Here is a 24,704-nt window from a genome sequence, read left to right as displayed (position 1 = left end):
GGGTGTGGCAATGAAACAAGATCAGTCAAAACACGCATTTATGTATGATGCCGACGGGGATAAAGAAACCGTTCAGCAAATCTCTGATGCTTATTTCAGCGGGTTTGTCGCGCATGATGACGCACAGCCGTTAGCTGATGCAGATAAACAATAGAAAGCTGGAGCCCGTAACAGCGGGCTCCAGCTTTCTTCTGTCTGCCGATTGTTTTCGAGCAGCGATTGACACTTCCCGATGCTCCAAATGTGATATCCTAAGGGTTTTGTAGTAAAGTATAGGTAGATTCATGCAATCATTTGCGAATACCGAGAACCAATGCCTGGGAGGGAAAGATGTGCGCCATGCGTTAATTACTGCCGGTTCAAAAGGTTTAGGGCGTAAAGTGACGGAAGCCCTACTTGAAAAAGGCTACTCAGTGACGGTGAATTACAGGCAGGACGAAGAAGCTGTCAGCCGCCTCAAAGAAAAATGGCGGTCATCCCTTGACCGTTTGCAGTTTGTAAAGGGAGATGTCACAAGGAAAGAAGACCTGCTCCGGATGGTGAATGCCGCTCTTGAACGGTTTGGAAAAATTGATCTTCTGATCAATAATGCCGGCCCATACATATTTGAACGAAAAAAGCTCGCAGATTATACTGATGATGAATGGTATGACATGCTTGAAGGCAACTTAAGCTCTGTCTTCCATCTGTTTAAAGCGGTTGTTCCGGTCATGAGGCGCCAGCGGTTCGGCCGCATCATCACATACGGGTTCCAGGGGGCAGACCATGCGCCGGGCTGGCTGCATCGTTCCGCTTTTGGAGCGGCAAAAGTAGGGCTGGCTTCTTTAACAAAAACGATCGCCATTGAAGAAGCGGGCTCAGGCATTACAGCCAACATGGTCTGTCCAGGCAACATCGTCGGGGATATGAAAGAGGCCTCGATTTCAGAAGCGAGGGCGTCACTTGATGAGGAAACGCCGATCGGCAGGTCGGGAACCGGTGAAGATATCGCAAGGATCATCACTTTTCTGTGCGATGAACATTCCGACTACATTACGGGAACAGTCATTGAAGCGACAGGCGGCTTGAATGTGATTAACCGTCATTCTCTCTAGATGTGCGAAATTAAAAAACAGGGGTGGATATGATGAAAGTGACATATCATGGTCATTCAGTGGTAACAGTTGATACGGGAAATCATCAGTTGATCTTCGATCCGTTTATTACAGGAAATTCTTTAACCGATTTAAAGCCGGAAGAGGTCAAAGCGGATGTCATCTTGCTGACCCACGGTCATAACGATCATGTCGGCGATACCGTCGAAATCGCCAAGCGAAACAATTCTCTCGTTGTAGCTCCGAATGAACTCGCGGTCTATCTAGGGTGGAAAGGCCTGAATGTACATCCGATGCATATCGGCGGCTCCCATCAGTTCGATTTTGGCAAAGTCAAGCTGACACAGGCTTTCCACGGATCGGCTTATACGGAAGAAGACAGCCAAAAGATCGTCTATACCGGCATGCCGGCGGGGATCCTGCTGACTGTGGAAGGAAGGACGATTTTTCATGCCGGCGACACAGGGCTTTTCTCAGATATGAAGCTGATCGGTGAATTAAATCATATCGACCTCGCCTTCTTGCCGATCGGCGATAATTTTACGATGGGCCCGGAGGACGCCAAACTGGCCGCAGAATGGCTCAGGGCGAAACAGGTTGTCCCGGTTCACTATTCGACGTTCCCCGTCATCGAACAGGATCCGCATGCATTTGCGGACAGCCTTCCTGGCGGAGTCGGAAAAGTGCTTGAGGTCGGTGAATCAATCGAATTTAAATAAACTTGTTTTTAGAGGGCCCGAATCCGGGTCCTTTTTTCGGTTGAACCGGTTATGTGTCTATCAATACATGTCAACCATGATATAATGTAGGAATCGGATTCATCTTGGAGGGTGATTATGAGGGTATTGAAATACGCGATTTTGGGGCTCCTTGATCACGGGAGTTTAAGCGGCTACGATATGACAAGCCGCTTTAAAGCCGAATTGGGCCAATTTTGGAGCGCCAAACACAGCCAGATTTATCCCGAGCTGAAAAAGCTGACGGATGAAGGATTTATCGAATATGAAACGGTAATCCAAGGCTCAAAGCTAGAAAAGAAAATGTATTCCATCACAGAAGCCGGAAAGCGTGAACTTCACGGGTGGCTTACGGAATTCAAGCCGGCCCCCGATACGGTAAAAGATGAATTTATGCTGAAAGCTTATTTTATCTCTTCGATGGAACCTGATGAAGCGAAAAGACTTTTTGCCGATCAGCTTCAAAAGCGGCAGGAGAAAGCTGCTTTTTTAAAAACCAAGCTCGAAGAATTGAAGCGTGAAGCGGGTGAATCGATAACTTTCCGCTCGCCTCATTTCGGCCATTACCTTGTACTGACCCGGGCGCTTGAGAGGGAAAACGGCTATTGTTCATGGCTTGAAAAAGCGCTTCTCCTGATGGAGAATGATCAGTCTTAGGCGGCCATGATGTTACGAAGGCGGATTGCGGTTCAATCGCACAACGATTTATAATAAACATATCTAGCAGTCAGAGGATGAAGGTGAAACGATTGGCGACAAAACACGAACAGATTTTAAAATATATTGATTCTTTGTCCGTTGGCGAAAAAATCTCCGTCAGGCGGATTGCCAAAGAAATGAAAGTCAGTGAAGGAACTGCTTACAGAGCGATAAAAGAAGCTGAGAATAAGGGATTTGTCAGCACGATCGAAAGGGTCGGAACGATCAGGATCGAGCAAAAGAAAAAAGAGAATATTGAAAAGCTGACATACGCTGAAGTGGTCAATGTCATTGACGGCCATGTGCTTGGCGGAAAAGCAGGGCTTCATAAAACGCTCAACAAATTCGTCATCGGAGCGATGAAGCTTGATGCGATGATGAGATATACCGGAGCGGGCAACCTGCTGATTGTCGGCAACCGGATCGATGCGCACCGCCAGGCTCTGGAAGCGGGTGCTGCCGTGCTGGTGACGGGCGGTTTTGACACGGAGCCGGAGATTATTGAGCTTGCCGACAGGCTCGAGCTCCCGGTCATTTCTACAAGCTATGATACGTTTACTGTAGCGGCGATGATCAACAGGGCGATTTATGACCAGCTCATCAAAAAAGAAGTTGTGCTTGTTGAGGATATTTTGACCCCTTTGGAAAAAACAGTCTGCTTATCACCTCATGAAAAGCTCGAAAGATGGTATGAGAAAAACTTTGAAACGGGGCACGGACGCTTTCCCATCGTTGACGAGCAGATGAAAATTCACGGCATTTTAACTTCGAAAGATGTTGCCGGATATGACCGCTCTGTATTGATTGAAAAAGTCATGACGAAAAACCCGATTACAGTGATCGGCAAAACGTCTGTCGCTTCAGCGGCGCAGATGATGGTCTGGGAAGGGATCGAAGTGCTTCCTGTCGTTGACGAGCGGCAGAAGCTGATCGGCATGATCAGCAGGCAGGATGTATTAAAGGCGCTTCAAATGATTCAGAAACAGCCCCAGGTCGGCGAAAAACTCGACGACATCGTGACCGGCGGTTTCAAAGAATCAGACAATGACAAAAATAAGCCGGCTCCGGTCTATCAATACGAAGTAACACCGCAGATGACAAACCACTTGGGGACGATTTCCTACGGCGTGTTTACGACGATTTTGACCGAAGCGGCAAACCGCTTTTTGCGATCGCGCAAAAAAGGCGAACTCGTGATTGAGAGCATGACGATTTATTTTTTAAAGCCTGTGCAAATGGAGTCTGTCATTGAAATAAAACCGAACATTCTCGAAGCCGGGAGAAAGTTCGGAAAAATGGATATAGAAGTTTTTCACCAGGGTGCTCTCGTCGGTAAAGCGATGATGATGGTTCAGCTGATGGAAAGAAGCTAAGGGACGCGGTCAGTGTCCCTCTTTTTGCTTATGCGTTCTCCCGTTCGTTTTCTTTCGCAAGCAAAGGGACATAGTGCTTATAGGCTTTGTAGCCGGCCCACATGCTCCCGAGCCCGGTCAGCATAAAAATAACGCCGATGACGACAGCCAGTGTGCCGCGGTTTAAAAGCAGCTGATTGGCGCCAAAAAACATGATAAACAGGCCCAGACTCATGCTTGACTTGGCCGAATAGTATTCCCGTTCAACCGCTTTTTTGGTGCGCACATACCTTACTTTGAAATACACATAAGCTATCGCTGAAACCACAATGAAAAAAACAAAAAACGGCATAATCGACATCCTCCATTGTAAGTTTTACAAACCCATTGTATACATAATCGGGTTCGCTTTCTACAATAAAAAGTCATAACTTTCACTTTCCACCAACAACAGATTATGATTTAATGGTTAAAAACAAAGTAAAGAAGGGGCGCGCGTCATGAAAAAAGAAATCATCAGAACCATATCATTATATGACACGATCATTATACATAGACATGTGAGACCGGATCCTGATGCCTACGGATCTCAATGCGGTCTTACGGAAATCCTGAGGGCAACCTATCCCGAAAAAAATATTTTCGCGGTCGGAGCGCCTGAGCCTTCCCTCGCTTTTTTGTATACCCCCGATGTAATTGAAGATCAGGTGTATGAAAATGCACTTGTCATCGTCTGTGACACGGCCAATCAAGCGAGAATTTCCGATTCTCGCTACAACCTGGGCGACAAGCTGATCAAAATCGACCATCATCCGAATGAAGACCAATACGGCGACCTTTTATGGGTGGATACGAGTGCGAGCTCGACGAGCGAGATGATTTACGAACTGTATTTAGCGGGTAAAGAACAAGCGGGATGGACGCTTCCGACAAAGGGTGCCGAACTGATCTATGCCGGCATTGTGGGGGATACAGGGCGCTTCCTATTTCCGAACACAACAAAAAAGACATTGAAATATGCCGGAGAGCTGATTGAGTATCCTTTTTCTTCACAGGCGCTTTTTGATCAATTATATGAGACGAAATTAAATGTTGTGAGGCTGAACGGCTATATTTACCAGAATGTTTCTCTGTCTGAAAACGGTGTTGCGTCGGTTTTCATCACCCGTGACATTTTACATCAATACAATATTACGCCGTCTGAAGCTTCACAGCTTGTCAGCACGCTCGGCAATATTTCAGGGATCAAAGCATGGGTGTTTTTTGTGGAGGAAGCCGATCAAATCAGGGTAAGGCTTCGTTCAAAGGGGCCGATTGTCAATGAAGTCGCTAAAAAATACAACGGCGGGGGACATCCGCTCGCAGCCGGAGCGTCCATCTATGACTGGAAAGACGCTGATCTTGTCATCGCTGACTTGGAGCACATATGCAAAGAAAACAAATAAGAGGGGGAAATCCCTCTTTTTTTGTGCAGTTCAACTGCAAGCGTTTGCATAATATCTTGCGAAAAAGTAAACAGCAGCAAAGTGTAAGCGGATCATTTTACGCACGACAGCTGCTGTTTATTCAGGTATAAACCATGATCCGATATCTGTTACATCCTCATAAACATGGATGTTTTGGGCTTTTAACTCTCTTTTGATAAGGGACGCGAGACTTTCGGTTTCCGCATAAGCCGAGTAGCCCAGCTTGATCCGGTTGACTTTATCTCTTGCCAGCTGATGGTAACTGTAAATGTACATTCTGCTTTCCTCCCTTTTTAAAAAAACTTACATATCACTTACTGTCAGTTTAAATTAAAATATGGAAAAAAGCGACGAATGCATGTAAATCGTAAAAAAAAATCCATAATTTTTATTCGGAAAAAGAGATTTTGATTTCAACGGAAAGCCGCGTATAAATCGTCAGTTCGGTGACTTTCGCCTTGTACTTTTTATCGTTTATCGTATACTCTTTATTTTCAATTGTCCGCTTTAAAAGCTCCTTCGTCCGGTGGACGCTTTCGATATCCTTTGTGATGACATCCGAAATGTTATCCCGGATATGCTCTTCAAAGTTCATCATGTCGGGCTGTGACAGCTTGTATTGCTTGCCGTTGATCAGCTTGACATCGACGCTTTGAATCAGCAGTTTTCTTTTATTATCTTCATTCAGCTTATGAAGGTCCTCCCGGTAAATGGTGATCTGGTCATTTAAATCATTGATGCGCTCTTTCTGTTCCCTTATCAAGACGACTTGCTTCTCCTGAAAGGTGCCGTATGTAAACAGGAACACGAACCAGCTGATGATGGCTCCGCACATCATTCCCGCAAAAAAACGCTGCCACCCCGGCTTTTTATAATAAGGAGGGATTCTCATGAGGAAAGATGCTCCTGTGTGAGCCAGTTGATGATCAGATAACCGGTCTGCGCTCCTCCCATCGCCGAAAGAATCAGGAGAAGCTGCTTTACGATGTCTCTCGTATTGCCTTCAATAATGCCCCTCTCAAAGCTGTAGACCGCATCAAACGTGCCGCCGATTGCCGCAACCAGCGCCCAGATTTTCAGGCGGTTTGCGAGGCTTGTAATGATCGTTAAAGGGGGCTGCCCCGACAGATAGGCGCCGATCCCCCCGATTAAGCAACCGCCGAGAAGCACGCCAAGCGCAATAAAATAACAGCTGATAAAGTTTGGGAAAAAGGGCTGTTCAGGATCCATTCCGATCACCTCACCTTATCACACTATATGGATAAAGAGAGACAAGTATGATTGTTGATCAAAGAAAGAACATTTGTTTCTCATTCGATCCCATCATATAATGAAAAGAGACGGCTCGAAAAAGGAAGGGGTGACAGAAATGCCTTTTGTTCACCTGCAAGTACACAGCGGTTACAGCTTATTAAACAGCGCCGCTTCCGTAGAGGATCTCACGGCCAAAGCCAAAGAGCTGGGCTACAGCGCAATGGCGCTGACGGATGACGAGGTCATGTACGGGGCGGTGGAATTTTATAAATCATGCAAAAAACGCGGCATCAAGCCGATTATCGGGCTGACGGCTTCTGTTTTAACGGATGAAAAAGAAGAGCTTTCATATCCGCTCGTTCTTTTGGCGAAAACAAACAAAGGCTACCAAAACCTGCTGAAAATCAGCAGCGTGTTGCAGTCAAAATCCAAAACCGGCATCAAGGAAAAATGGCTCAAAAGCTATCATGAAGGTCTCATCGCGCTGACAACGGGCGGGACAAGCCATGTTGAAGCGCTGTTGAAAGAAGGGCTGATCGAAGAGGCGAAGGACGCCGCCCTCCGCTGCCTTTCGATCTTCGGAGAGGGCAGCTTCTATTTGTCGTATCAGCCGTACAAGGGCGATCCGCTTCTTTCTGAACGCATTCTTGAGCTCAGCGAACATACGGGGATTCCGATTGCCGCAACCGGCGATGTACGCTACATCGAAAAAGAGGACGCGGCAGCTTATACGTGTTTAAAGGCGATTAAAGCGGGTGAGAAGCTGAACGAAGACATGAAGGCCGAAGGAGATCTGCATCTTGAGCTTAAGCCGCCCGCTGAAATGCTGGACGTTTACAGGGATCGTCCGGACGCGTTGGAGAATACAGTCAAAATCGCGGACCGCTGCCGGGTGGACCTAAGCCTTGGCCAGACGCGCCTGCCGAAATATCCGGCGCCTTCCGGCAAGAATGCCGACGATTATTTGGCCGAGCTTTGCTTTCTCGGATTGGAAAAACGGTTCGATGCCGCTCCAAGGGAGTATGTCGAACGGCTTGAGTATGAGCTGAAAGTGATTCGCGACATGGCGTTCAGCGATTATTTTTTGATCGTCTGGGATTTCATGAAGTTCGCCCACGATAACGGCATTATTACAGGGCCGGGGCGCGGGTCGGCGGCCGGTTCTCTCGTCGCTTATACGCTGTTTATAACCGATGTTGATCCGATCAAGCACAAATTGCTGTTTGAACGGTTTTTAAATCCGGAACGCATCAGCATGCCCGATATCGATATCGATTTTCCCGATACGAGAAGGGATGAAGTCATCCAGTATGTGAAAAATAAATACGGGGCACTGCACGTAGCACAAATTATCACGTTCGGTACATTGGCTGCAAAAGCTGCGCTCCGGGACGTCGGCAGGGTGATGGGCATCAGTCCGAAAGAAGCTGACCAGCTGGCGAAACTGATTCCGTCCAAACCCGGAGTGACGCTGAAAGAGGCGAGAGCTCTTTCTCCTGAACTGGGCAAGCGCCTAAACGGGTCAAAAAAGCTTCAGGACATATTTAAAACGGCGCAGAAAATCGAAGGGCTGCCGCGGCATACGTCTATTCATGCGGCGGGCGTCGTGTTGAGCGAGGAGCCGCTGACGAATATCATACCGATACAGGAAGGACATGACGGCGTATATTTAACGCAATATTCGATGGGCTATCTTGAAGACTTGGGACTATTGAAAATGGATTTTCTCGGCTTGCGCAATTTAACGCTCATTGAATCGATCAAAACGCTGATCGAAAAAAGCGAGCGGGTCACCATCGATTTCTCGGCGATTCCCTATGAAGATGAACAGACGTTTAAGCTGCTGTCTGAAGGAGATACGACAGGTATTTTCCAGCTCGAATCAGCCGGCATGAGAAACGTTTTAAAAAGGCTCGAGCCATCGAGTCTTGAAGACATTGTCGCCGTCAATGCCTTGTACCGCCCGGGCCCGATGGAAAACATCCCGCTGTATATCGAAAGAAAGCATGGACGGGTTCCTGTGTCTTATCCGCACGAGGATTTGGCCGATATTCTGAAAGATACGTACGGGGTTATCGTTTATCAGGAACAGATCATGATGATCGCATCCCGGATGGCGGGTTTCAGGCTTGGAGAAGCCGACCTTTTGCGAAGGGCGGTCGGCAAAAAAAACAAGGAAATTCTCGATACAGAGAGAAATCATTTTATTAGTGGATGCTTGAAAAAAGGGTATTCCGAACAAGCGGCTAATGAGGTATACGATCTGATTGTAAAATTCGCCAATTACGGTTTTAACCGGAGCCATGCGGTTGCATACAGCATGATCGGCTACCAGCTCGCTTATTTAAAAGCGCATTACCCCCTCTACTTTATGTGCGGCCTCTTGACGAGTGCGATCGGAAATGAGGAAAAGCTTGCTCAGTACATCTATGAAGCAAAAGGGAAAGGGCTGAATGTTTTAGGACCTTCAATCAATAAGAGCGGCTATCCGTTCGTCGTGGAAAACGGGGCGCTGCGCTACAGTTTAAGGGCTGTTAAAGGCGTCGGGATATCGGCTGTAAAAGAGGTCTACAGGGCGAGAAAAGAAAAGCCGTTCGCAGATTTGTTTGACTTTTGTGTCAGGACTTCTGTGAAAAGCGTAAATCGGAAAACGATTGAAGCTTTAATTTTTGCCGGAGCAATGGATGAATTCGGTGAAAACCGGGCTACTTTGCTCGCTTCTGTCGATGTCGCGCTGGAGCATGCCGAATTGTTTGCGGGAGACAATGATCAGCTCGGCTTCTTTCTCGATGAAGGCTTGACGATCAAGCCGAAGTACGCCGAGACGGAAGAAATGCCGCTCGTCGACCTGCTGGCACACGAGAAGGAAACGCTCGGCATTTACTTTTCTGACCATCCGCTGAGCGTCCACCGCAAGAAACTGGACCATGCAGGTGCGCTGCCGATTATTCAGCTGCTCGCCTCCAGCCGTAAAAAGGCGGCTTTGGGCGGACTTTTGACGAAGATGAAGACGATCCGTACAAAAACGGGACAGACGATGGCTTTTCTGGAGCTGAGCGATGAAAGCGGGGAAATGGAGGCGGTTGTTTTTCCTGAACAGTTCAGGCAGCTTTCCCCGATCCTTGAAGAAGGCGTATCGCTTTTTGCAGAAGGACGCCTTGAGACAAGGAATGAAAAGCGCCAGCTGATCATTGCCGCGGCATCGCTCGTCGAATCGCTTCATGCAAAAAAGCAGCCGTCCGTCTATATTAAAGTGGAGGAAAGCCAGCACACCCACGATATCTTCAAGAAGATCAGCAGCATTCTGCTTGAACACAAAGGGGAAACGCCGGTCTGCGTCTATTATGAAAAACGGAAGCAAACGGTGCAGCTGCCGGAAAGCTACAATATCAAGGCTGATCACGCTGCCCTCTACAGGCTTAAAAGCGTTGTAGGTGAGAAAAATGTCGTGCTCAGATAACAGGTATCCTGAGCATTTTTGATCAAAAAAGCGGTCAACTGTGTTATCATTTTTAAGATTCTAGGGTTCGTCTTACAAGAATCTTAAGCAGAAAACGAAGCAAAGTTTTTGGCAAAATTCCCTTGAAGGAGTGTTTGTTAACATGTCATTGAAAGAAAAAGCGCTGCATATGCACAAAGTAAACCAGGGCAAATTGGAATCAAAATCAAAAGTGCAGGTTCGCAATGCGGACGATTTAAGCCTTGCATATTCTCCGGGTGTGGCTGAACCCTGCAAAGCGATTTACGATGATAACAGCAAAGTATATGATTATACAATGAAGGGAAACATGGTAGCAGTCGTCTCGGACGGAACGGCTGTGCTCGGCCTCGGCAATATCGGCCCTGAAGCCGCCCTCCCTGTTATGGAAGGAAAAGCGGTTCTTTTCAAAAGTTTCGCCGGTGTGGACGCTTTCCCAATCTGTTTAAATACATCTGATGTCGACAAAATTGTTGAGACGGTCAAGCTGCTTGAGCCGACATTCGGCGGCGTCAACCTTGAAGACATTGCAGCGCCGAACTGTTTTGTTATTGAAGAACGTCTCAAAAAAGAAACGAAAATTCCGGTGTTTCACGATGACCAGCACGGTACAGCAATCGTAACGGTAGCAGGTCTCGTCAATGCGCTTAAGCTGTCCGGCAAAACGATGTCTTCCGTCAAAGTTGTGGCGAACGGAGCTGGCGCAGCGGGAATTGCCATCATTAAGCTTCTTTATCATTTCGGCGTGCGCGACATCATCATGTGCGACACGAAAGGCGCGATTTACGAAGGCCGTCCGAACGGTATGAATGCTGTTAAAGAAGAAGTTGCAAAATATACGAACAAAAACCGTATAGACGGATCGCTCAAAGACGTGATCAAAGACGCCGATGTCTTTATCGGGGTTTCCGTCGAAGGCGCTCTGACAAAAGAAATGGTCGAAAGCATGGCTGACAAACCGATCATCTTCGCCATGGCGAATCCAAATCCCGAAATCATGCCTGCTGAAGCGCATGAAGCCGGAGCAAGCGTCGTTGGAACGGGACGTTCTGACTTCCCTAACCAAGTGAACAACGTTCTCGCATTCCCCGGCATCTTCCGCGGGGCGCTCGACGTCCGCGCGACACATATCAACGAAGAGATGAAAATCGCTGCGGTTGAGGCGATCGCATCACTCGTTTCCGATGAAGAGCTGAGCCCCGAATATGTCATTCCGGCTCCGTTCGATCCAAGGGTCGCACCGGCCGTTGCCAAAGCGGTAGCCAAAGCCGCGATGGAAACAGGCGTTGCACGAATCGATGTCGATCCTGAAGAAGTCGCTGAAAAAACAAGAAAGCTTGCAGTGATTGAAGGGAAATAAAAGTCCATTTTTTGATCAGCGCGTGATTGCTCTGGCCTAAAGAGCCGTCACGCGCTGTTTATCGAATATGATGTTCGGTTTTTCCTCTTATTGGGGACACTTGTAAGGGAATATGCGGGTTGTGAAAATTTTTTTCAAATCGCTTTTCCGGACTTTTGTATCCGCTCTCAAGGCTGATATATCAATTTGTCAGTCTCTAACCGCATAAAGTGCGATTCGGCTGTTTGCCGGTCAAAAATGTCGAATTGAGGATGACACCGTTTGACAAAAAAAGTACAATAGTTTCGGTATAGTGATGTTCTAGTCTATAAACAGGACAGGCATACATGAAGAAAACCCTTCAGAAAAGGGAGGTAATCTTTTGTTAAAAGATATATTCAGCAAAAAGAAAAAAAAATACGCTTCCGTTCCCGCGGAATCAGCGAAGCAAGATGTACCGGAAGGGATCATGACAAAATGCCCGGATTGCAAAAAAATCATGCTCACAAAAGAGCTGGATAAAAACTTAAGGGTCTGCATGAACTGTGGTTACCATCTTCAAATGAACGCGAAGCAGCGTATAAAAAGCCTGCTGGACAATGGCTCCTTTGAAGAATTCAATCAGGATATGATGTCTGAAAACCCGCTGGAATTCCCGGGATACCTTGAAAAACTGCAAAAAGACCGGGAAAAAACGTCGCTGAATGAAGCGGTTGTCACCGGAAAAGGGACGATTGACGGATCTCCGGCAGTCGTGGCCGTAATGGATTCATCTTTCAGAATGGGAAGCATGGGATCTGTCGTTGGCGAAAAAATTACGCTTGCAATCGAAAAGGCAAGAGAAGAAAAAGTGCCTTTCATCATTTTTACCGCATCAGGCGGCGCAAGAATGCAGGAAGGCCTTCTCAGCTTGATGCAAATGGCTAAAACAAGCTCCGCTTTGAAGCTGTTCAGCGAAGAGCAGGGCTTGATCATTTCAGTGATGACGCATCCGACAACCGGCGGTGTATCCGCAAGCTTCGCATCCCTCGGTGACTACAACCTTGCCGAGCCGGGCGCGCTGATCGGCTTTGCCGGCAGAAGAATTATCGAACAAACCATCCGTGAAGAACTGCCTGAGGATTTTCAGACTGCGGAATTTCTGTTAAAGCATGGCCAGCTTGATTCCGTCGTTCACAGAGCTGACATGAAAAAAACGCTCGGCAGCATTTTGAAAATGCACCAAACTGGAGGTGATCTCGAGTGGCTGGAGAATTAGAATTTGAAAAACCGGTGGTCGAACTGCGTGAAAAGATCGCCGAATTGAAAAGGTTCACACAGGATTCCGATATGGATTTAAGCTCTGAAATTACGAAGCTTGAAGCTCGTCTTGAAAGGCTTGAAGAAGACATTTATACAAATCTGAAAGCCTGGGACAGAGTCCAGATTGCAAGGCATCCGAACCGTCCGACAACGCTCGATTATATCGAACATCTCTTTACCGATTTTTTTGAGTGCCACGGAGATCGTTATTTCGGTGATGATGAAGCGATTGTCGGCGGAATTGCCAAGTTCCGGGGCCTTCCTGTGACAGTGATCGGTCAACAGCGCGGCAAGGATACAAAAGAAAACATCCGCCGCAACTTCGGAATGCCGCATCCGGAAGGCTACCGCAAAGCGCTCAGGCTGATGAAGCAGGCCGATAAATTTAACAGGCCGATCATCTGCTTTATTGATACAAAAGGAGCATACCCGGGAAAAGCAGCTGAAGAGCGGGGGCAAAGTGAAGCAATTGCCAAAAACCTTTTTGAAATGGCCGGACTCTCTGTGCCGGTCATCTCGATCGTCATCGGAGAAGGCGGCAGCGGGGGAGCGCTTGCGCTCGGCGTCGCAAACCGCTTATTGATGCTGGAAAACTCAACTTATTCGGTGATCTCTCCCGAGGGAGCGGCTGCTATCCTCTGGAAGGATTCAGGACTCGCGAAAAAAGCGGCAGAAACAATGAAAATCACCGCTCCGGACCTTAAAGAATTGGATATTATAGATCATGTTATAAAAGAAGTAAGAGGCGGAGCACACCGCGATGTGGAGCAGCAGGCTGCCTACATCGACGAAGCGCTGAAAGGCGAGCTCAAATCCCTGCTGAAGCTGGATAAGAACGAGCTGATCCAACAAAGATATAACAAGTATAAATCAATTGGAAAAATTTCGACTGAAAACCAATATGTTGGGATAAAATAAATAAACGTGAGGCCTTTGGCTCACGTTTATTTTTTATGGGCAAAGGTGAAAAGTGAAAGGATTGTGTCTGTCACCCGCGATTTTTCAAAGAGTTTGCTTAAAATTTATTTAAAAACTTTTTGTTTAATTGTATAATGAGTAAGGTTTTATAGGGATTTTCGGAAAATTTTCATCCCTTTTTCATTGTTTTAGCGGCAATGAACGTGTTAAGGTAAATTATATATGTTTTAGAGGTGAAAAAGATGAAACGTATCGGAGTATTGACGAGCGGCGGAGATTCCCCGGGAATGAACGCGGCGGTCCGCGCGGTTGTCAGGAAAGCGATCTACCATGACGTAGAAGTATACGGAATTTACAACGGGTATTCAGGTTTAATCAGCGGGAAAATAGAAAAGCTTGAAATCGGTTCTGTCGGAGATATCATTCACCGCGGAGGAACGAAGCTATATACAGCAAGGTGTCCTGAGTTTAAAACGGTAGAAGGACGGGAAAAAGGAATAGCGAATTTAAAAAAATATGGTATAGAAGGATTAGTCGTCATTGGCGGCGACGGTTCTTATATGGGAGCCAAAAAGCTGACAGAACACGGTTTTCCTTGTGTGGGAGTACCGGGAACGATCGACAATGACATCCCTGGAACTGATTTGACGATCGGATTTGATACGGCATTAAATACCGTTATCGATGCCATCGATAAAATCAGGGATACAGCTACATCCCATGAACGTACATACGTGATTGAAGTAATGGGCCGCCATGCCGGGGACATTGCTTTATGGTCAGGTTTGGCCGGAGGCGCGGAATCCATTTTGATTCCTGAGGCTGACTACGATATGGAAGAAATTATTGCGAGGCTGAAAAGAGGGCATGAGCGCGGCAAGAAACACAGCATCATCATTGTGGCGGAAGGCGTCGGAAGCGGCGTTGAATTCGGTAAAAGAATTGAGGAAGCCACAAATCTCGAAACTAGAGTATCGGTACTTGGACATATCCAGCGCGGCGGTTCTCCGACTGCAGCAGACCGCGTATTGGCAAGCCGTCTAGGGGCATTTGCGGTTGAACTGCTTCTTGAAGGAAAAGGCGGACGCTGTGTCGGAATTCAAAATAACCAGCTTGTGCATCATGATATCATTGAAATACTCGAGCAAAAACATACAATTGATCAAAGCATGTACCGCTTGTCTCAAGAACTGTCAATCTAGTGTAAAACCCGAGGAGGAAGCAATATGAGAAAGACTAAAATAGTTTGTACAATTGGACCGGCCAGCGAAAGTGTCGAAAAGCTCACCCAGCTGATGGAGGCCGGAATGAACGTGGCGCGCCTGAACTTTTCCCATGGAGATTTTGAAGAGCACGGCGCAAGAATTAAAAACATTCGCGAAGCAGCCGGCAAGCTGGGAAAAGATATCGGTATCCTTCTTGATACGAAAGGGCCGGAAATCCGCACGCACACTATGGAAGGCGGTTCAATCGAACTGGATGCTGGTTCCCAGCTGATCGTTTCAATGGACGAAGTCATCGGTACGCCTGCCAAAATCTCAGTTACATATGATGGGCTGATTCACGATGTGTCAATTGGTTCAACGGTTTTGCTTGACGATGGATTGATCGGACTTGAAGTCACAGACATAAACAAGGACAAGCGTGAAATCGTCACGAAAGTGATGAACAGCGGAACGCTGAAAAACAAAAAAGGCGTGAATGTGCCGGGCGTCAGCGTCAATCTTCCGGGAATTACGGAAAAAGACGCAAACGACATCGTGTTCGGTATCGAGCAGGGCGTTGATTTCATCGCGGCATCTTTTGTACGCCGTCCGTCGGATGTCCTTGAAATCCGCGAACTTCTTGAAGAGCACAATGCGGCAGATATTCAAATCATTCCAAAAATCGAAAACCAGGAAGGCGTTGACAACATCGATGCCATTCTTGAAGTATCAGACGGTCTGATGGTTGCACGTGGAGACCTGGGTGTAGAAATCCCTGCCGAAGAAGTGCCGCTCGTTCAAAAAGAACTGATCAAAAAATGCAATGCACTTGGCAAGCCTGTCATCACGGCTACCCAAATGCTTGACAGCATGCAGCGCAATCCGCGTCCGACACGCGCGGAAGCGAGCGACGTCGCCAATGCGATCTTTGACGGAACTGACGCGATCATGCTTTCAGGTGAAACGGCTGCGGGAAATTATCCTGTTGAAGCCGTTCAGACGATGCACAATATCGCTTCCCGTTCAGAAGAAGCGCTCAACCATAAAAAGATCCTTTCCGCACGAAGCAAGCAAGTCAGCATGTCAATTACAGATGCGATCGGCCAGTCTGTGGCGCATACGGCAATCAACCTTGATGTGAATGCCATCGTCACACCGACAGAAAGCGGCCATACGGCGAGAATGATTTCCAAATATCGCCCGCAGGCGCCGATTGTCGCAGTTACTGTAAACGATGCGGTTTCAAGAAAGCTGTCTCTTGTCTTCGGCGTTTTTGCAACAAGCGGACAAAACCACAGCTCCACTGACGAAATGCTTGAAAAAGCGGTGCAAAAATCTCTTGATACAGGCATCGTACGCCACGGCGACTTGATCGTTATCACGGCTGGAGCTGTCGGTGAAGCCGGTACAACAAACTTGATGAAAGTGTATGTTGTCGGAGACGTGGTCGCAAAAGGCCAGGGAATCGGACGCAAATCTGCGTTTGGTGAAGTTGTCATCGCTCAAAATGCACAAGAAGCGGACAAAAAAATGAAAGATGGCGCCGTTTTGGTTACAAAAAGCACGGATCGTGACATGATGGCATCCCTTGAAAAAGCGGCTGCACTGATTACGGAAGAAGGCGGTTTAACAAGCCACGCGGCAGTCGTAGGCTTAAGCCTCGGCATTCCTGTCATCGTCGGAATGGAAAATGCGACTTCCATTCTGAAAGAGGGAGAAGACATTACGGTCGACTCTGCCCGCGGAGCTGTTTACAAAGGACGTGCAAGCGTACTTTAATCGCTTATTGAGAAGAAGGGAATCTTTCCCTTCTTTCAGATTGATGACAAAATCCTAAAACGTTTTTCAGTTTTAGGATTTTGTCATCCTTTAATACAGCGTGATTGAAAACCCTTGCAGTCTAGGAAGGCCGAGCATCGGAGCGGAGCGAATGTTTGAATTCGTGAGCACCGACGCGCAAGCCTGACAACGAATGCGAGGGTTTGACAATACGCTGGAAGAAGGGAAGCTTTTCCCTTCTTTTTTTGCAGGCGGCACAAGCAAAATAGGGCGGCCGTTCGCTTCCATTTTAGAATTATGAGGTGAAGACAATGAAGTTTTTCTTATTATTTCTCGTCATTTTTCCAGCGAGTGAAATCGGTCTGTTCCTCTTGTCCGCTAATTGGATCGGTGTACTGCCGACCGTTTTGCTGATCATTTTGACGGGATTTCTCGGGGCCGCTCTCGCCAAAAAACAAGGAATCGAAGTCTACTACAAAGTTCAGCGCGATCTTCAGTACGGAAAGATGCCGGGAGATGCGATTTTGGACGGGCTTTGTATTTTCATAGGCGGCATGCTGCTTTTGCTGCCCGGTTTTTTATCGGATATCATCGGTTTACTGCTGCTGCTGCCGGCAACGCGCAGCCGTTTCAAACCGTTCATATCCCGCAAGCTGAAGAGGATGTCTGAAGGCAGGCGGATCAACATCATCAAATAACCCGATAAGCGGCATCCCGCATGGAAAATGCAGGATGCCGCTTATTTTTCATTTCCTTTAATAAACAGCCATATGTCTTTAAAAATACCTGTTGTAAAGAGAGCCTGAATGAGAACGAGAAGGGCGGGGCCCATGATCAATCCGAGAAAGCCAAACAATTTGAAACCGGCAAACAGCGCGATCAATGTTCCCAAAGGGTGAAGTCCGATTGACCGGCTCAAAATCTTCGGTTCGGCAAGCTGCCTGAAGACGAGCACGACGATGTACAGAACTCCGAGGCCGATCGCGAGCGGCAGCTGCTTTGACGCTGCTAGATAGACAATCCACGGGACAAATACAGATCCTGCTCCCAAATACGGCAGCAGGTCGACCAGCCCGATGAGAAAAGCGATGGCCACAGCATGATTGACCTTCAACACGGAAAGCCCGATCAACACGAGCACCATCGTCATCGACACAAGGGTAAGCTGGGCCTTCACAAAGCCTGCCAGCGCTCTTTTCAATTCTGCATAGACAGCCGCTGTACCCGAGATCAGCCGATCAGGAAGAACAGACCGCGCCTTGTTTTGTATTTTATGCAGATCTTTGCTGATAAAAAAAGTGGCCAGGAGCGAAAAGATCAGCACGGCTGCCGTATTCGGCAGAATGGCGAAAAAAAGGGGCACCATCTCAAGAATTTTTGAAAGAAACAAAGCGGTGCCTGAAGCGAGTTCACTGCCCAAATTTTGGACCTGTGTAATGATCGATTCCTGCTGGGCGGCTTCAAGCCCGTCAAAAAAAGCGGCCAGCTGATTATACAGCGGCATGATTTGATTCGTAAAAAACGATTCGATATAAAGAGCGGCTTTATTAAACTGGACGGGGAGTATTTTAGCTAAATAAGCCGTTCCAGAGACGATCTCGGCAACGACCAGTGTCAAAAAGCCCGCGCCGGCGATCAAAAAGCCGCACAGCACAATGCCGACATTGACGCCTCTCGGGAACCCGGTCCGCTTATCGAGCCATTCCACAAAAGGGTTGATCATGACGGCGAGAATAAGCGCAATCACAAAAGGATAGGTTAACGGAAAAGAGTAGTAGCCGACCGCTCCGCAAGCAGCGGCCAAAAACAACACATACACGGCCCGAAGCGCAGCTGTGAGATAGGATTGGTTCAATTCGCATCCTCCTGATATTAGAAAGCATGTCCTTATTTCATTTTATTCTTGAGTCCTGTTATTATGAGAAAGGTCATAAAAAAATGGAGTTGAATACAGCATGTTTACTCAAGCCAATTTATTTTTGATCCTGCTTTTGGCCATCGCTTTAATCGCGAAAAATCAGTCGTTGATTATCGCCGTATCCGTACTGCTTTTAATCAAGCTGATCGGCCTCGATCAAAAGCTGTTTCCGGCCATCCAATCCAAAGGGATCAACTGGGGTGTTACCGTCATTACAATAGCGGTCCTTGTGCCGATTGCGACAGGAGAGATCGGCTTTAAACAGCTTGGCGAAGCGATGAAATCATATTACGCATGGATCGCACTCGGAGCGGGCATTCTCGTAGCATTGATCGCCAAAAACGGGATCACATTGCTTGCAGAAGACCCGCATATCACGACCGCTCTTGTATTTGGAACGATTTTAGCGGTCGCTTTATTCAAAGGCGTTGCCGTCGGTCCGCTGATCGGTGCCGGGATCGCCTATCTTGTCATGCAAGCCGTCCAGCATTTCACATCTTAGAAATGTGCGCGGTCCCCCCTGTTTCAGGGGGTTTTTAGTTTGAAAAAAACTTTCACAACTAAAAATAAACATAAATAACGCAGTTAAAGCTACTAAAAATCTGTAAATAGAAGTCAGCTGGTGCAAAAAAATAAGGCCCTCTATAAAAAGAGGGCTCAGTTTGTCGAAAATCCGTGTGGGTAAATATGACAATTTATTTCAAATTTGTAGGTTTTGATTTGTGGAGACTTCAGCAGGTAAGCTTGGATAAAAAGAAAAAATGATCTATCGTCTCTTTCGGGCTGAAACGCTTGCATCAGTTATTGCATCCTTTATTATGATGGCTGTCGACTGCGAGTGCTGTTCAGCGCCGGAGAATCTATTTTTTTCTGCTAAACAAGAGACGCCGGATATGAAGATGTCACTTTAACAAAAGAAAGAGAACTAAAGAATCAAATAAAAGCAAACCCAGTCATATGAATAAAAGAGGGCTGACATCATCTCGATAAGATTCGTATAAAAGACTATTCATACCAACAACTTCTCATTACAATCATAAGAGCCTGGTTATGATATTGAGGCAGCAGGCTCTTATCATATTTGACATTATTTCTTTGTATAACGCACCCAGTCGTAATGAGCGTATAGGGGTGTTACACCATTGTAGGAACCGAGCCAGTCATCAACACCAATACCATTCCACAAGTTCATCATGATCTTTCCTGGCGTAGTCGGAATTTGGCTCGTCGCGGTATGTTTTAATTGCCCATCGACATACCATTTAATCGACTTTGGCTGCCAATCGAACGCATACGTATGATAGGCATTGGCTGCATCAAATCCGAGATCCACAAGCTTCTCATGGTTTCCTACACCATTCGTATAATAGTTAAATTCAACCTTTGTTGTATCTTTTCCTAAAAATTCGATATCAATCTCATCCCAAGGCGTTCCATCCGTTGGACCTGTGTAAGTGAAGAACGATGAAACGATCCCTACGTTTTTAGCTGGTTTCATTCTGACTTCATAAAGTCCATATCCATATATTTGAACAGAGCGATTTTCCCCGCAGTCAAACTTGTTATGAGATGGACTTGTTAACCCCAAACGCATTTCACCTAATGATGTCATTGATACGTTATTTGCACGCCACGTGCAGTTGAACACATCTCCATTCGAATAACCATTTGCTTTTTGCCATAAACCGGAGTTATAGCTGTTAAAAGGGTCATAAAACGATCCGCCTGCTTGAGCCGAGGCAGTAGAAGTGACTGCATACAAACTCAAAAACAATCCAGTGACAAGAAGCAACAACACTCGTTTCATACGAAAAGGCATGTTGGCATTCCCCTTTCTTCAAAAGCGTTTTCTTTACCGATCATACCTGATTCTTTTAAAAGGGCACATCGGTCAAAATAATGATAATAACTTTTCATTAATAAAGCCCTCCCGTTTGTTTTAAAACGAACGAAGGGGATTTTCTATGAAGTAACAAGCTAAAAGATTTTTATCGCCTTTTCTTTTGTTTATAAATTTATTATAGGTGAAAATCATAAACCGATTAGTATGAAAGAACTGGAGGAATACGTCTGTCCACTTTTAATAAAAATCCCTCCCCAAAACCTCCCCCAAATAGATACAGAAGAATACATGATTCTACAAAGCTGTCGATTGATAATAAATAACTACGAACCCTTGATTTATAAGGCTTTAAAAGCATTTTTGATCAAAAACCTACAAATTTATCAGATTATTGTTTATAATATAAATATGCTTAATCTTTATTGAGCATATCGGAGTATCGAACGGTATATAGAAACGCACGATTGTTTTATTCGAAAAACGATTTAATGTAAGCATTTTCTTTTTGGATTAAAGAAGATGTATACATCATGCGTTGTTTTTGCTCCTGGGTTTTGGTTTAATTTTAAAAGGGGAAATTTTTAAAAAAGGGAGAGATGAGTATGACAGCAACACGCGGCCTTGAAGGGGTAGTCGCCACTACATCATCAGTAAGTTCAATTATTGATGATACTCTTACATATGTAGGGTATAACATCGATGATTTGACAGAAAAAGCTAGCTTTGAAGAAGTTGTTTATCTGCTTTGGCATTTAAAGCTGCCGAACAAAGAGGAGCTTGCCGAGCTTAAAAAACAGCTTTCTGAAAATGCCGGTATCCCCACAGAAGTCATTGACCATTTCAAATCCTACTCGAATGGAAAAGTCCACCCGATGGCAGCTCTTCGGACAGCCGTTTCTTTACTCGGACTGTTTGACGAAGAAGCAGATCAAATGGATGCGGAAGCAAACTACAGAAAAGCGGTGCGTCTCCAAGCGAAGATGCCTGCGCTTGTCGCTGCTTTTTCAAGAATCCGCAAAGGGCTCGAGCCGATTGAGCCAAATCCGGAACTCGGTTTTGCCGCCAACTTTCTCTACATGCTGAATGGAAAAGAACCTTCACCTGTTGAAGTGGAAGCGTTTGACAAAGCTTTAATTCTGCATGCGGATCATGAGCTGAACGCATCTACCTTCACAGCCAGAGTATGCGTCGCGACGCTTTCAGACGTCTACTCAGGGATAACGGCCGCAATCGGGGCCTTGAAAGGTCCGCTTCACGGCGGAGCAAACGAAGCAGTTATGAAAATGCTTTCAGAGATTGGCGAGGTCGAAAACGTAGATTCATATATTCACGCCAAGCTTGAAAAGAAAGAAAAGATCATGGGATTCGGCCACCGCGTATACCGTCAGGGCGATCCCCGCGCAAAACATTTGAAGGAAATGAGCAGACGTTTGACGAATTTAACGGGTGAAAGCAAATGGTATGAGATTTCAGAGCGGACTGAGGAAATCGTCACGTCTCAGAAAAAGCTGCCGCCAAACGTAGACTTTTATTCTGCGTCGGTTTATCATAGCTTAGGAATCGACCATGATCTGTTTACACCGATTTTTGCGATCAGCAGGGTATCAGGCTGGCTTGCTCACATTCTTGAACAGTATGAAAATAACCGCCTGATTCGTCCGCGGGCTGACTATACCGGCCCTGACATGCAGACGTTCATTCCGATTGAAGAAAGAAGCTGATCGTTTGAAAAGAGGCTGCTCGAGCTTCGTTCGGCCGGCCTCTTAACGGCTTTTCTAAGGAAACAATGAATTCATGAATCTATGAAAAAACATGTTTGTCCCCCGCCAAACGGGGGAAACAAATGTTTTTCTATATTGAAGAATTACATATTATGGGAGGTTTTATTGTGGCACAAGGCGAAAAAATTACAGTCTCCGGCGGAGTATTAAACGTTCCAAACAACCCGGTTATCCCGTTTATTGAAGGGGACGGAACAGGTCCTGATATTTGGAGAGCAGCTTCCAGGGTTCTTGAAGCGGCTGTGGAGAAAGCGTATAACGGCGAAAAGGAAATCACTTGGAAAGAAGTCTACGCCGGGGAAAAAGCGTACAACAAAACAGGCGAATGGCTTCCTGAAGAAACGCTTGATACGATCCGCGAATACCTGATCGCGATTAAAGGTCCTTTAACAACTCCTGTAGGCGGCGGAATCCGTTCACTGAACGTCGCGCTCAGACAAGAGCTTGACTTGTTTACATGCCTGCGTCCTGTCCGCTATTTCACAGGCGTTCCTTCACCGGTTAAGCGCCCTGAAGATACGGATATGGTGATCTTCCGTGAAAATACTGAAGATATCTACGCCGGTATCGAGTACGCGAAAGGCTCTGAAGAAGTTGAGAAGCTGATTTCATTCCTGAAAAACGAGCTTGGCGTCAACAAAATCCGCTTCCCTGAAACATCGGGCATCGGCATCAAACCGGTTTCTGAAGAAGGAACATCAAGGCTTGTCAGAGCGGCGATCGAGTACGCGATTGAGCACGGCCGCAAGTCTGTAACGCTCGTACACAAAGGAAACATTATGAAGTTCACGGAAGGCGCCTTTAAAAACTGGGGCTATGAAGTGGCTGAAAAAGAATTCGGCGATAAAGTGTTCACATGGGCCGAATACGACCGCATCGTCGAAAAAGACGGCAAAGACGCTGCAAACAAAGCGCAAAGCGAAGCTGAAGCGGCCGGCAAAATCATCATCAAAGACAGCATCGCTGACATCTTCCTGCAGCAGATTCTGACCCGCCCTGCCGAGTTTGACGTTGTGGCGACAATGAACCTGAATGGGGACTACATTTCAGATGCGCTTGCTGCCCAAGTCGGCGGAATCGGCATCGCACCTGGAGCAAACATCAACTATGAGACTGGACATGCCATCTTTGAGGCGACACATGGTACAGCTCCTAAATATGCCGGCCTTGACAAAGTAAATCCGTCTTCAGTCATTCTATCCGGCGTGCTGCTTCTTGAGCATTTGGGCTGGAATGAAGCTGCCGACCTTGTGATTAAATCAATGGAGAAAACAATTGCATCCAAAGTCGTCACATACGATTTCGCTCGTTTGATGGACGGCGCGACTGAAGTCAAATGCTCTGAATTCGGTGATGAGCTTATCAAAAACATGTCTTAAACGGCTGTTTTGGGGTAAAACAAACAACAATTAAAAGGGGTAGAAAAAATGGGAAAGAAGCGAAATAAAGTATCTGTCATCGGAGCGGGTTTTACAGGTGCAACAACTGCGTTTTTAACGGCTCAAAAAGAATTGGCCGACGTCGTATTAGTCGACATTCCGCAGCTTGAAAACCCTACAAAAGGGAAAGCGCTCGATATGCTGGAAGCGAGCCCTGTCCAAGGATTTGACGCGAATATTACAGGAACGGCAAACTATGAAGATACGGCCGGCTCAGATATCGTCGTCATCACGGCGGGAATCGCGAGAAAGCCGGGAATGAGCCGGGACGACCTCGTGGCTACAAATGAAAAGATCATGAGGAGCGTAACGAAAGAAGTTGTTAAATACTCACCTGATTGTATCATCGTCGTTCTGACAAACCCTGTGGATGCGATGACATACGCCGTCTATAAAGAATCGGGCTTCCCGAAAGAGCGGGTCATCGGCCAGTCGGGAGTTTTGGATACGGCAAGATTCAGAACGTTTGTCGCTCAGGAGCTAAACCTTTCCGTCAAAGACATTACAGGTTTTGTACTGGGCGGACACGGGGACGATATGGTTCCGCTCGTTCGCTACTCTTATGCAGGCGGCATTCCGCTTGAAACGCTTCTTCCGAAAGACCGGATCGATGCGATTGTTGAAAGAACGAGAAAAGGCGGGGGAGAAATTGTCAATCTGTTAGGAAACGGAAGCGCGTACTATGCGCCGGCCGCTTCCCTGACAGAAATGGTTGAAGCGATCTTAAAAGACCAGCGCCGCGTGCTGCCGACCATTGCCTACCTTGAAGGCGAATACGGCTATGAAGGTATTTATCTCGGCGTTCCGACGATTATCGGCGGAAACGGTCTTGAACAGATCATTGAACTTGAACTGACTGAAACCGAAAGAAGTCAGCTTGATCGATCCGTAGAATCAGTCAAAAACGTCATGAAAGTATTATCATAATGAAAACGTCAGGAAGGCTTTAGACAAGCCTTCCTGTTTTTGAATGCGAACCTTTTTACATAAGACCATATGAAAATCAAGACATAAACACGGGCTGTCAGCATATACCTAATCATAATCATCTGCCCGGACATTTTCATTCTTTTTGATGGAAGCATTCCATCGCTTAAAAC

Annotated in this window: 23 protein-coding genes and 1 pseudogene; 18 read left to right on the top strand and 6 right to left on the bottom strand. The window is 46.6% G+C overall.

Annotated elements, in window-relative coordinates:
* Positions 1–10 precede the first annotated feature (10 nt).
* The 5 genes from BTA31_RS23075 to BTA31_RS16615 all read left to right on the top strand — a co-directional run bounded on the left by BTA31_RS23075 (position 11) and on the right by BTA31_RS16615 (position 3,903).
* Positions 11–154 carry a hypothetical protein gene (locus BTA31_RS23075; protein WP_165569726.1) on the top strand — a complete coding sequence of 48 codons (144 nt, stop codon included), beginning with the start codon at positions 11–13 and terminating at the stop codon, positions 152–154.
* 178 nt (positions 155–332) lie between these two features.
* Positions 333–1,094 carry an SDR family oxidoreductase gene (locus tag BTA31_RS16630; RefSeq protein ID WP_075751953.1) on the top strand — a complete coding sequence of 254 codons (762 nt, stop codon included), beginning with the start codon at positions 333–335 and terminating at the stop codon, positions 1,092–1,094.
* A gap of 32 nt (positions 1,095–1,126) precedes the next feature.
* Positions 1,127–1,813, top strand: a complete 687-nt coding sequence (locus tag BTA31_RS16625) for a metal-dependent hydrolase (RefSeq protein ID WP_043928665.1) — start codon at positions 1,127–1,129, stop codon at positions 1,811–1,813.
* Between the two features lie 117 nt (positions 1,814–1,930).
* Positions 1,931–2,488 carry a PadR family transcriptional regulator gene (locus tag BTA31_RS16620; RefSeq protein ID WP_076793216.1) on the top strand — a complete coding sequence of 186 codons (558 nt, stop codon included), beginning with the start codon at positions 1,931–1,933 and terminating at the stop codon, positions 2,486–2,488.
* Between the two features lie 92 nt (positions 2,489–2,580).
* The gene (locus BTA31_RS16615; RefSeq protein ID WP_025807568.1) at positions 2,581–3,903 is read left to right on the top strand and encodes a CBS domain-containing protein; all 1,323 of its coding nucleotides are present in this window, start codon (positions 2,581–2,583) and stop codon (positions 3,901–3,903) included.
* A gap of 28 nt (positions 3,904–3,931) precedes the next feature.
* On the opposite strand, the gene BTA31_RS16610 is transcribed toward BTA31_RS16615, so the two are convergent.
* Positions 3,932–4,234: a YtpI family protein gene (locus tag BTA31_RS16610; RefSeq protein WP_076793215.1), complete on the bottom strand. Its 303-nt coding sequence runs from the start codon at positions 4,232–4,234 to the stop codon at positions 3,932–3,934.
* A gap of 148 nt (positions 4,235–4,382) precedes the next feature.
* On the opposite strand from BTA31_RS16610, the gene BTA31_RS16605 reads away from it, so the two are divergent.
* The gene (locus BTA31_RS16605; protein ID WP_076793214.1) at positions 4,383–5,327 is read left to right on the top strand and encodes a DHH family phosphoesterase; all 945 of its coding nucleotides are present in this window, start codon (positions 4,383–4,385) and stop codon (positions 5,325–5,327) included.
* Positions 5,328–5,444: 117 nt separating this feature from the next.
* Here BTA31_RS16605 and BTA31_RS16600 read toward each other — a convergent pair whose 3' ends face one another.
* From BTA31_RS16600 to ytrH, 3 genes are all read right to left on the bottom strand, one after another.
* A complete protein-coding gene (locus BTA31_RS16600; RefSeq protein ID WP_043928670.1) occupies positions 5,445–5,624 on the bottom strand; it encodes a YtzJ family protein in 180 nt (59 codons plus the stop codon).
* A 112-nt stretch (positions 5,625–5,736) separates the two neighbouring features.
* Positions 5,737–6,240: a sporulation membrane protein YtrI gene (ytrI, locus tag BTA31_RS16595; RefSeq protein WP_043928671.1), complete on the bottom strand. Its 504-nt coding sequence runs from the start codon at positions 6,238–6,240 to the stop codon at positions 5,737–5,739.
* Positions 6,237–6,578 (bottom strand): sporulation membrane protein YtrH, encoded by a 342-nt coding sequence (gene ytrH, locus BTA31_RS16590; protein ID WP_043928672.1) that lies wholly within the window; start codon positions 6,576–6,578, stop codon positions 6,237–6,239. The genes ytrI and ytrH overlap by 4 nt, the downstream gene beginning before the upstream one ends.
* Positions 6,579–6,717: 139 nt before the next feature.
* On the opposite strand from ytrH, the gene dnaE reads away from it, so the two are divergent.
* The 7 genes from dnaE to BTA31_RS16555 all read left to right on the top strand — a co-directional run bounded on the left by dnaE (position 6,718) and on the right by BTA31_RS16555 (position 17,321).
* The gene (gene dnaE, locus BTA31_RS16585; RefSeq protein ID WP_076793231.1) at positions 6,718–10,062 is read left to right on the top strand and encodes a DNA polymerase III subunit alpha; all 3,345 of its coding nucleotides are present in this window, start codon (positions 6,718–6,720) and stop codon (positions 10,060–10,062) included.
* Positions 10,063–10,204: 142 nt separating this feature from the next.
* Positions 10,205–11,440 (top strand): NADP-dependent malic enzyme, encoded by a 1,236-nt coding sequence (ystJ, locus tag BTA31_RS16580; protein ID WP_076793213.1) that lies wholly within the window; start codon positions 10,205–10,207, stop codon positions 11,438–11,440.
* A gap of 361 nt (positions 11,441–11,801) precedes the next feature.
* Positions 11,802–12,677, top strand: coding sequence for an acetyl-CoA carboxylase, carboxyltransferase subunit beta (gene accD, locus BTA31_RS16575; protein ID WP_076793212.1), 876 nt, complete (start codon positions 11,802–11,804; stop codon positions 12,675–12,677).
* Positions 12,662–13,639: an acetyl-CoA carboxylase carboxyl transferase subunit alpha gene (gene accA, locus BTA31_RS16570; RefSeq protein WP_043928673.1), complete on the top strand. Its 978-nt coding sequence runs from the start codon at positions 12,662–12,664 to the stop codon at positions 13,637–13,639. Before accD ends, accA begins: the two co-directional genes overlap by 16 nt.
* 242 nt (positions 13,640–13,881) lie before the next feature.
* Complete coding sequence (pfkA, locus tag BTA31_RS16565; protein ID WP_003184332.1) at positions 13,882–14,841, top strand: 6-phosphofructokinase; 960 nt, start codon at positions 13,882–13,884, stop codon at positions 14,839–14,841.
* A gap of 24 nt (positions 14,842–14,865) precedes the next feature.
* On the top strand, positions 14,866–16,623 hold the full coding sequence (gene pyk / locus BTA31_RS16560) for a pyruvate kinase (RefSeq protein WP_076793211.1): 1,758 nt from the start codon (positions 14,866–14,868) through the stop codon (positions 16,621–16,623).
* 311 nt (positions 16,624–16,934) lie between these two features.
* Positions 16,935–17,321, top strand: a complete 387-nt coding sequence (locus BTA31_RS16555; protein WP_020452559.1) for an FxsA family protein — start codon at positions 16,935–16,937, stop codon at positions 17,319–17,321.
* A gap of 41 nt (positions 17,322–17,362) precedes the next feature.
* Here the strand turns inward: BTA31_RS16555 and ytvI are convergent, their stop codons facing one another.
* Positions 17,363–18,478, bottom strand: a complete 1,116-nt coding sequence (ytvI, locus tag BTA31_RS16550; RefSeq protein ID WP_043926581.1) for a sporulation integral membrane protein YtvI — start codon at positions 18,476–18,478, stop codon at positions 17,363–17,365.
* Positions 18,479–18,578: 100 nt separating this feature from the next.
* Between ytvI and BTA31_RS16545 the strand changes: the two genes are divergently transcribed.
* Together BTA31_RS16545 and BTA31_RS23735 are read left to right on the top strand one after the other, a co-directional pair.
* Positions 18,579–19,043, top strand: a complete 465-nt coding sequence (locus BTA31_RS16545; protein ID WP_003184322.1) for a DUF441 domain-containing protein — start codon at positions 18,579–18,581, stop codon at positions 19,041–19,043.
* Positions 19,044–19,308: 265 nt separating this feature from the next.
* Positions 19,309–19,437 (top strand): annotated as a pseudogene (locus BTA31_RS23735) (transporter); the annotation flags it as partial.
* Between the two features lie 191 nt (positions 19,438–19,628).
* Here the strand turns inward: BTA31_RS23735 and bglS are convergent.
* The gene (bglS, locus tag BTA31_RS16540; protein ID WP_076793210.1) at positions 19,629–20,360 is read right to left on the bottom strand and encodes a beta-glucanase; all 732 of its coding nucleotides are present in this window, start codon (positions 20,358–20,360) and stop codon (positions 19,629–19,631) included.
* 626 nt (positions 20,361–20,986) lie between these two features.
* On the opposite strand from bglS, the gene citZ reads away from it, so the two are divergent.
* From citZ to mdh, 3 genes are all read left to right on the top strand, one after another.
* Entirely contained in the window at positions 20,987–22,105 is a 1,119-nt protein-coding gene (gene citZ / locus BTA31_RS16530) for a citrate synthase (protein WP_043926584.1), read from the top strand.
* Between the two features lie 167 nt (positions 22,106–22,272).
* Entirely contained in the window at positions 22,273–23,544 is a 1,272-nt protein-coding gene (icd, locus tag BTA31_RS16525; protein ID WP_043926625.1) for an NADP-dependent isocitrate dehydrogenase, read from the top strand.
* A 48-nt stretch (positions 23,545–23,592) separates the two neighbouring features.
* A complete protein-coding gene (mdh, locus tag BTA31_RS16520) occupies positions 23,593–24,531 on the top strand; it encodes a malate dehydrogenase (protein WP_020452553.1) in 939 nt (312 codons plus the stop codon).
* Positions 24,532–24,704: the final 173 nt, after the last annotated feature.

The organism is Bacillus haynesii (assembly GCF_001969855.1).
Taxonomy (GTDB): Bacteria; Bacillota; Bacilli; order Bacillales; family Bacillaceae; genus Bacillus; species Bacillus haynesii.
The sequence above is the reverse complement of the archived record's forward strand: the minus strand, read 5'-3'. Positions and strand labels throughout refer to the sequence as shown.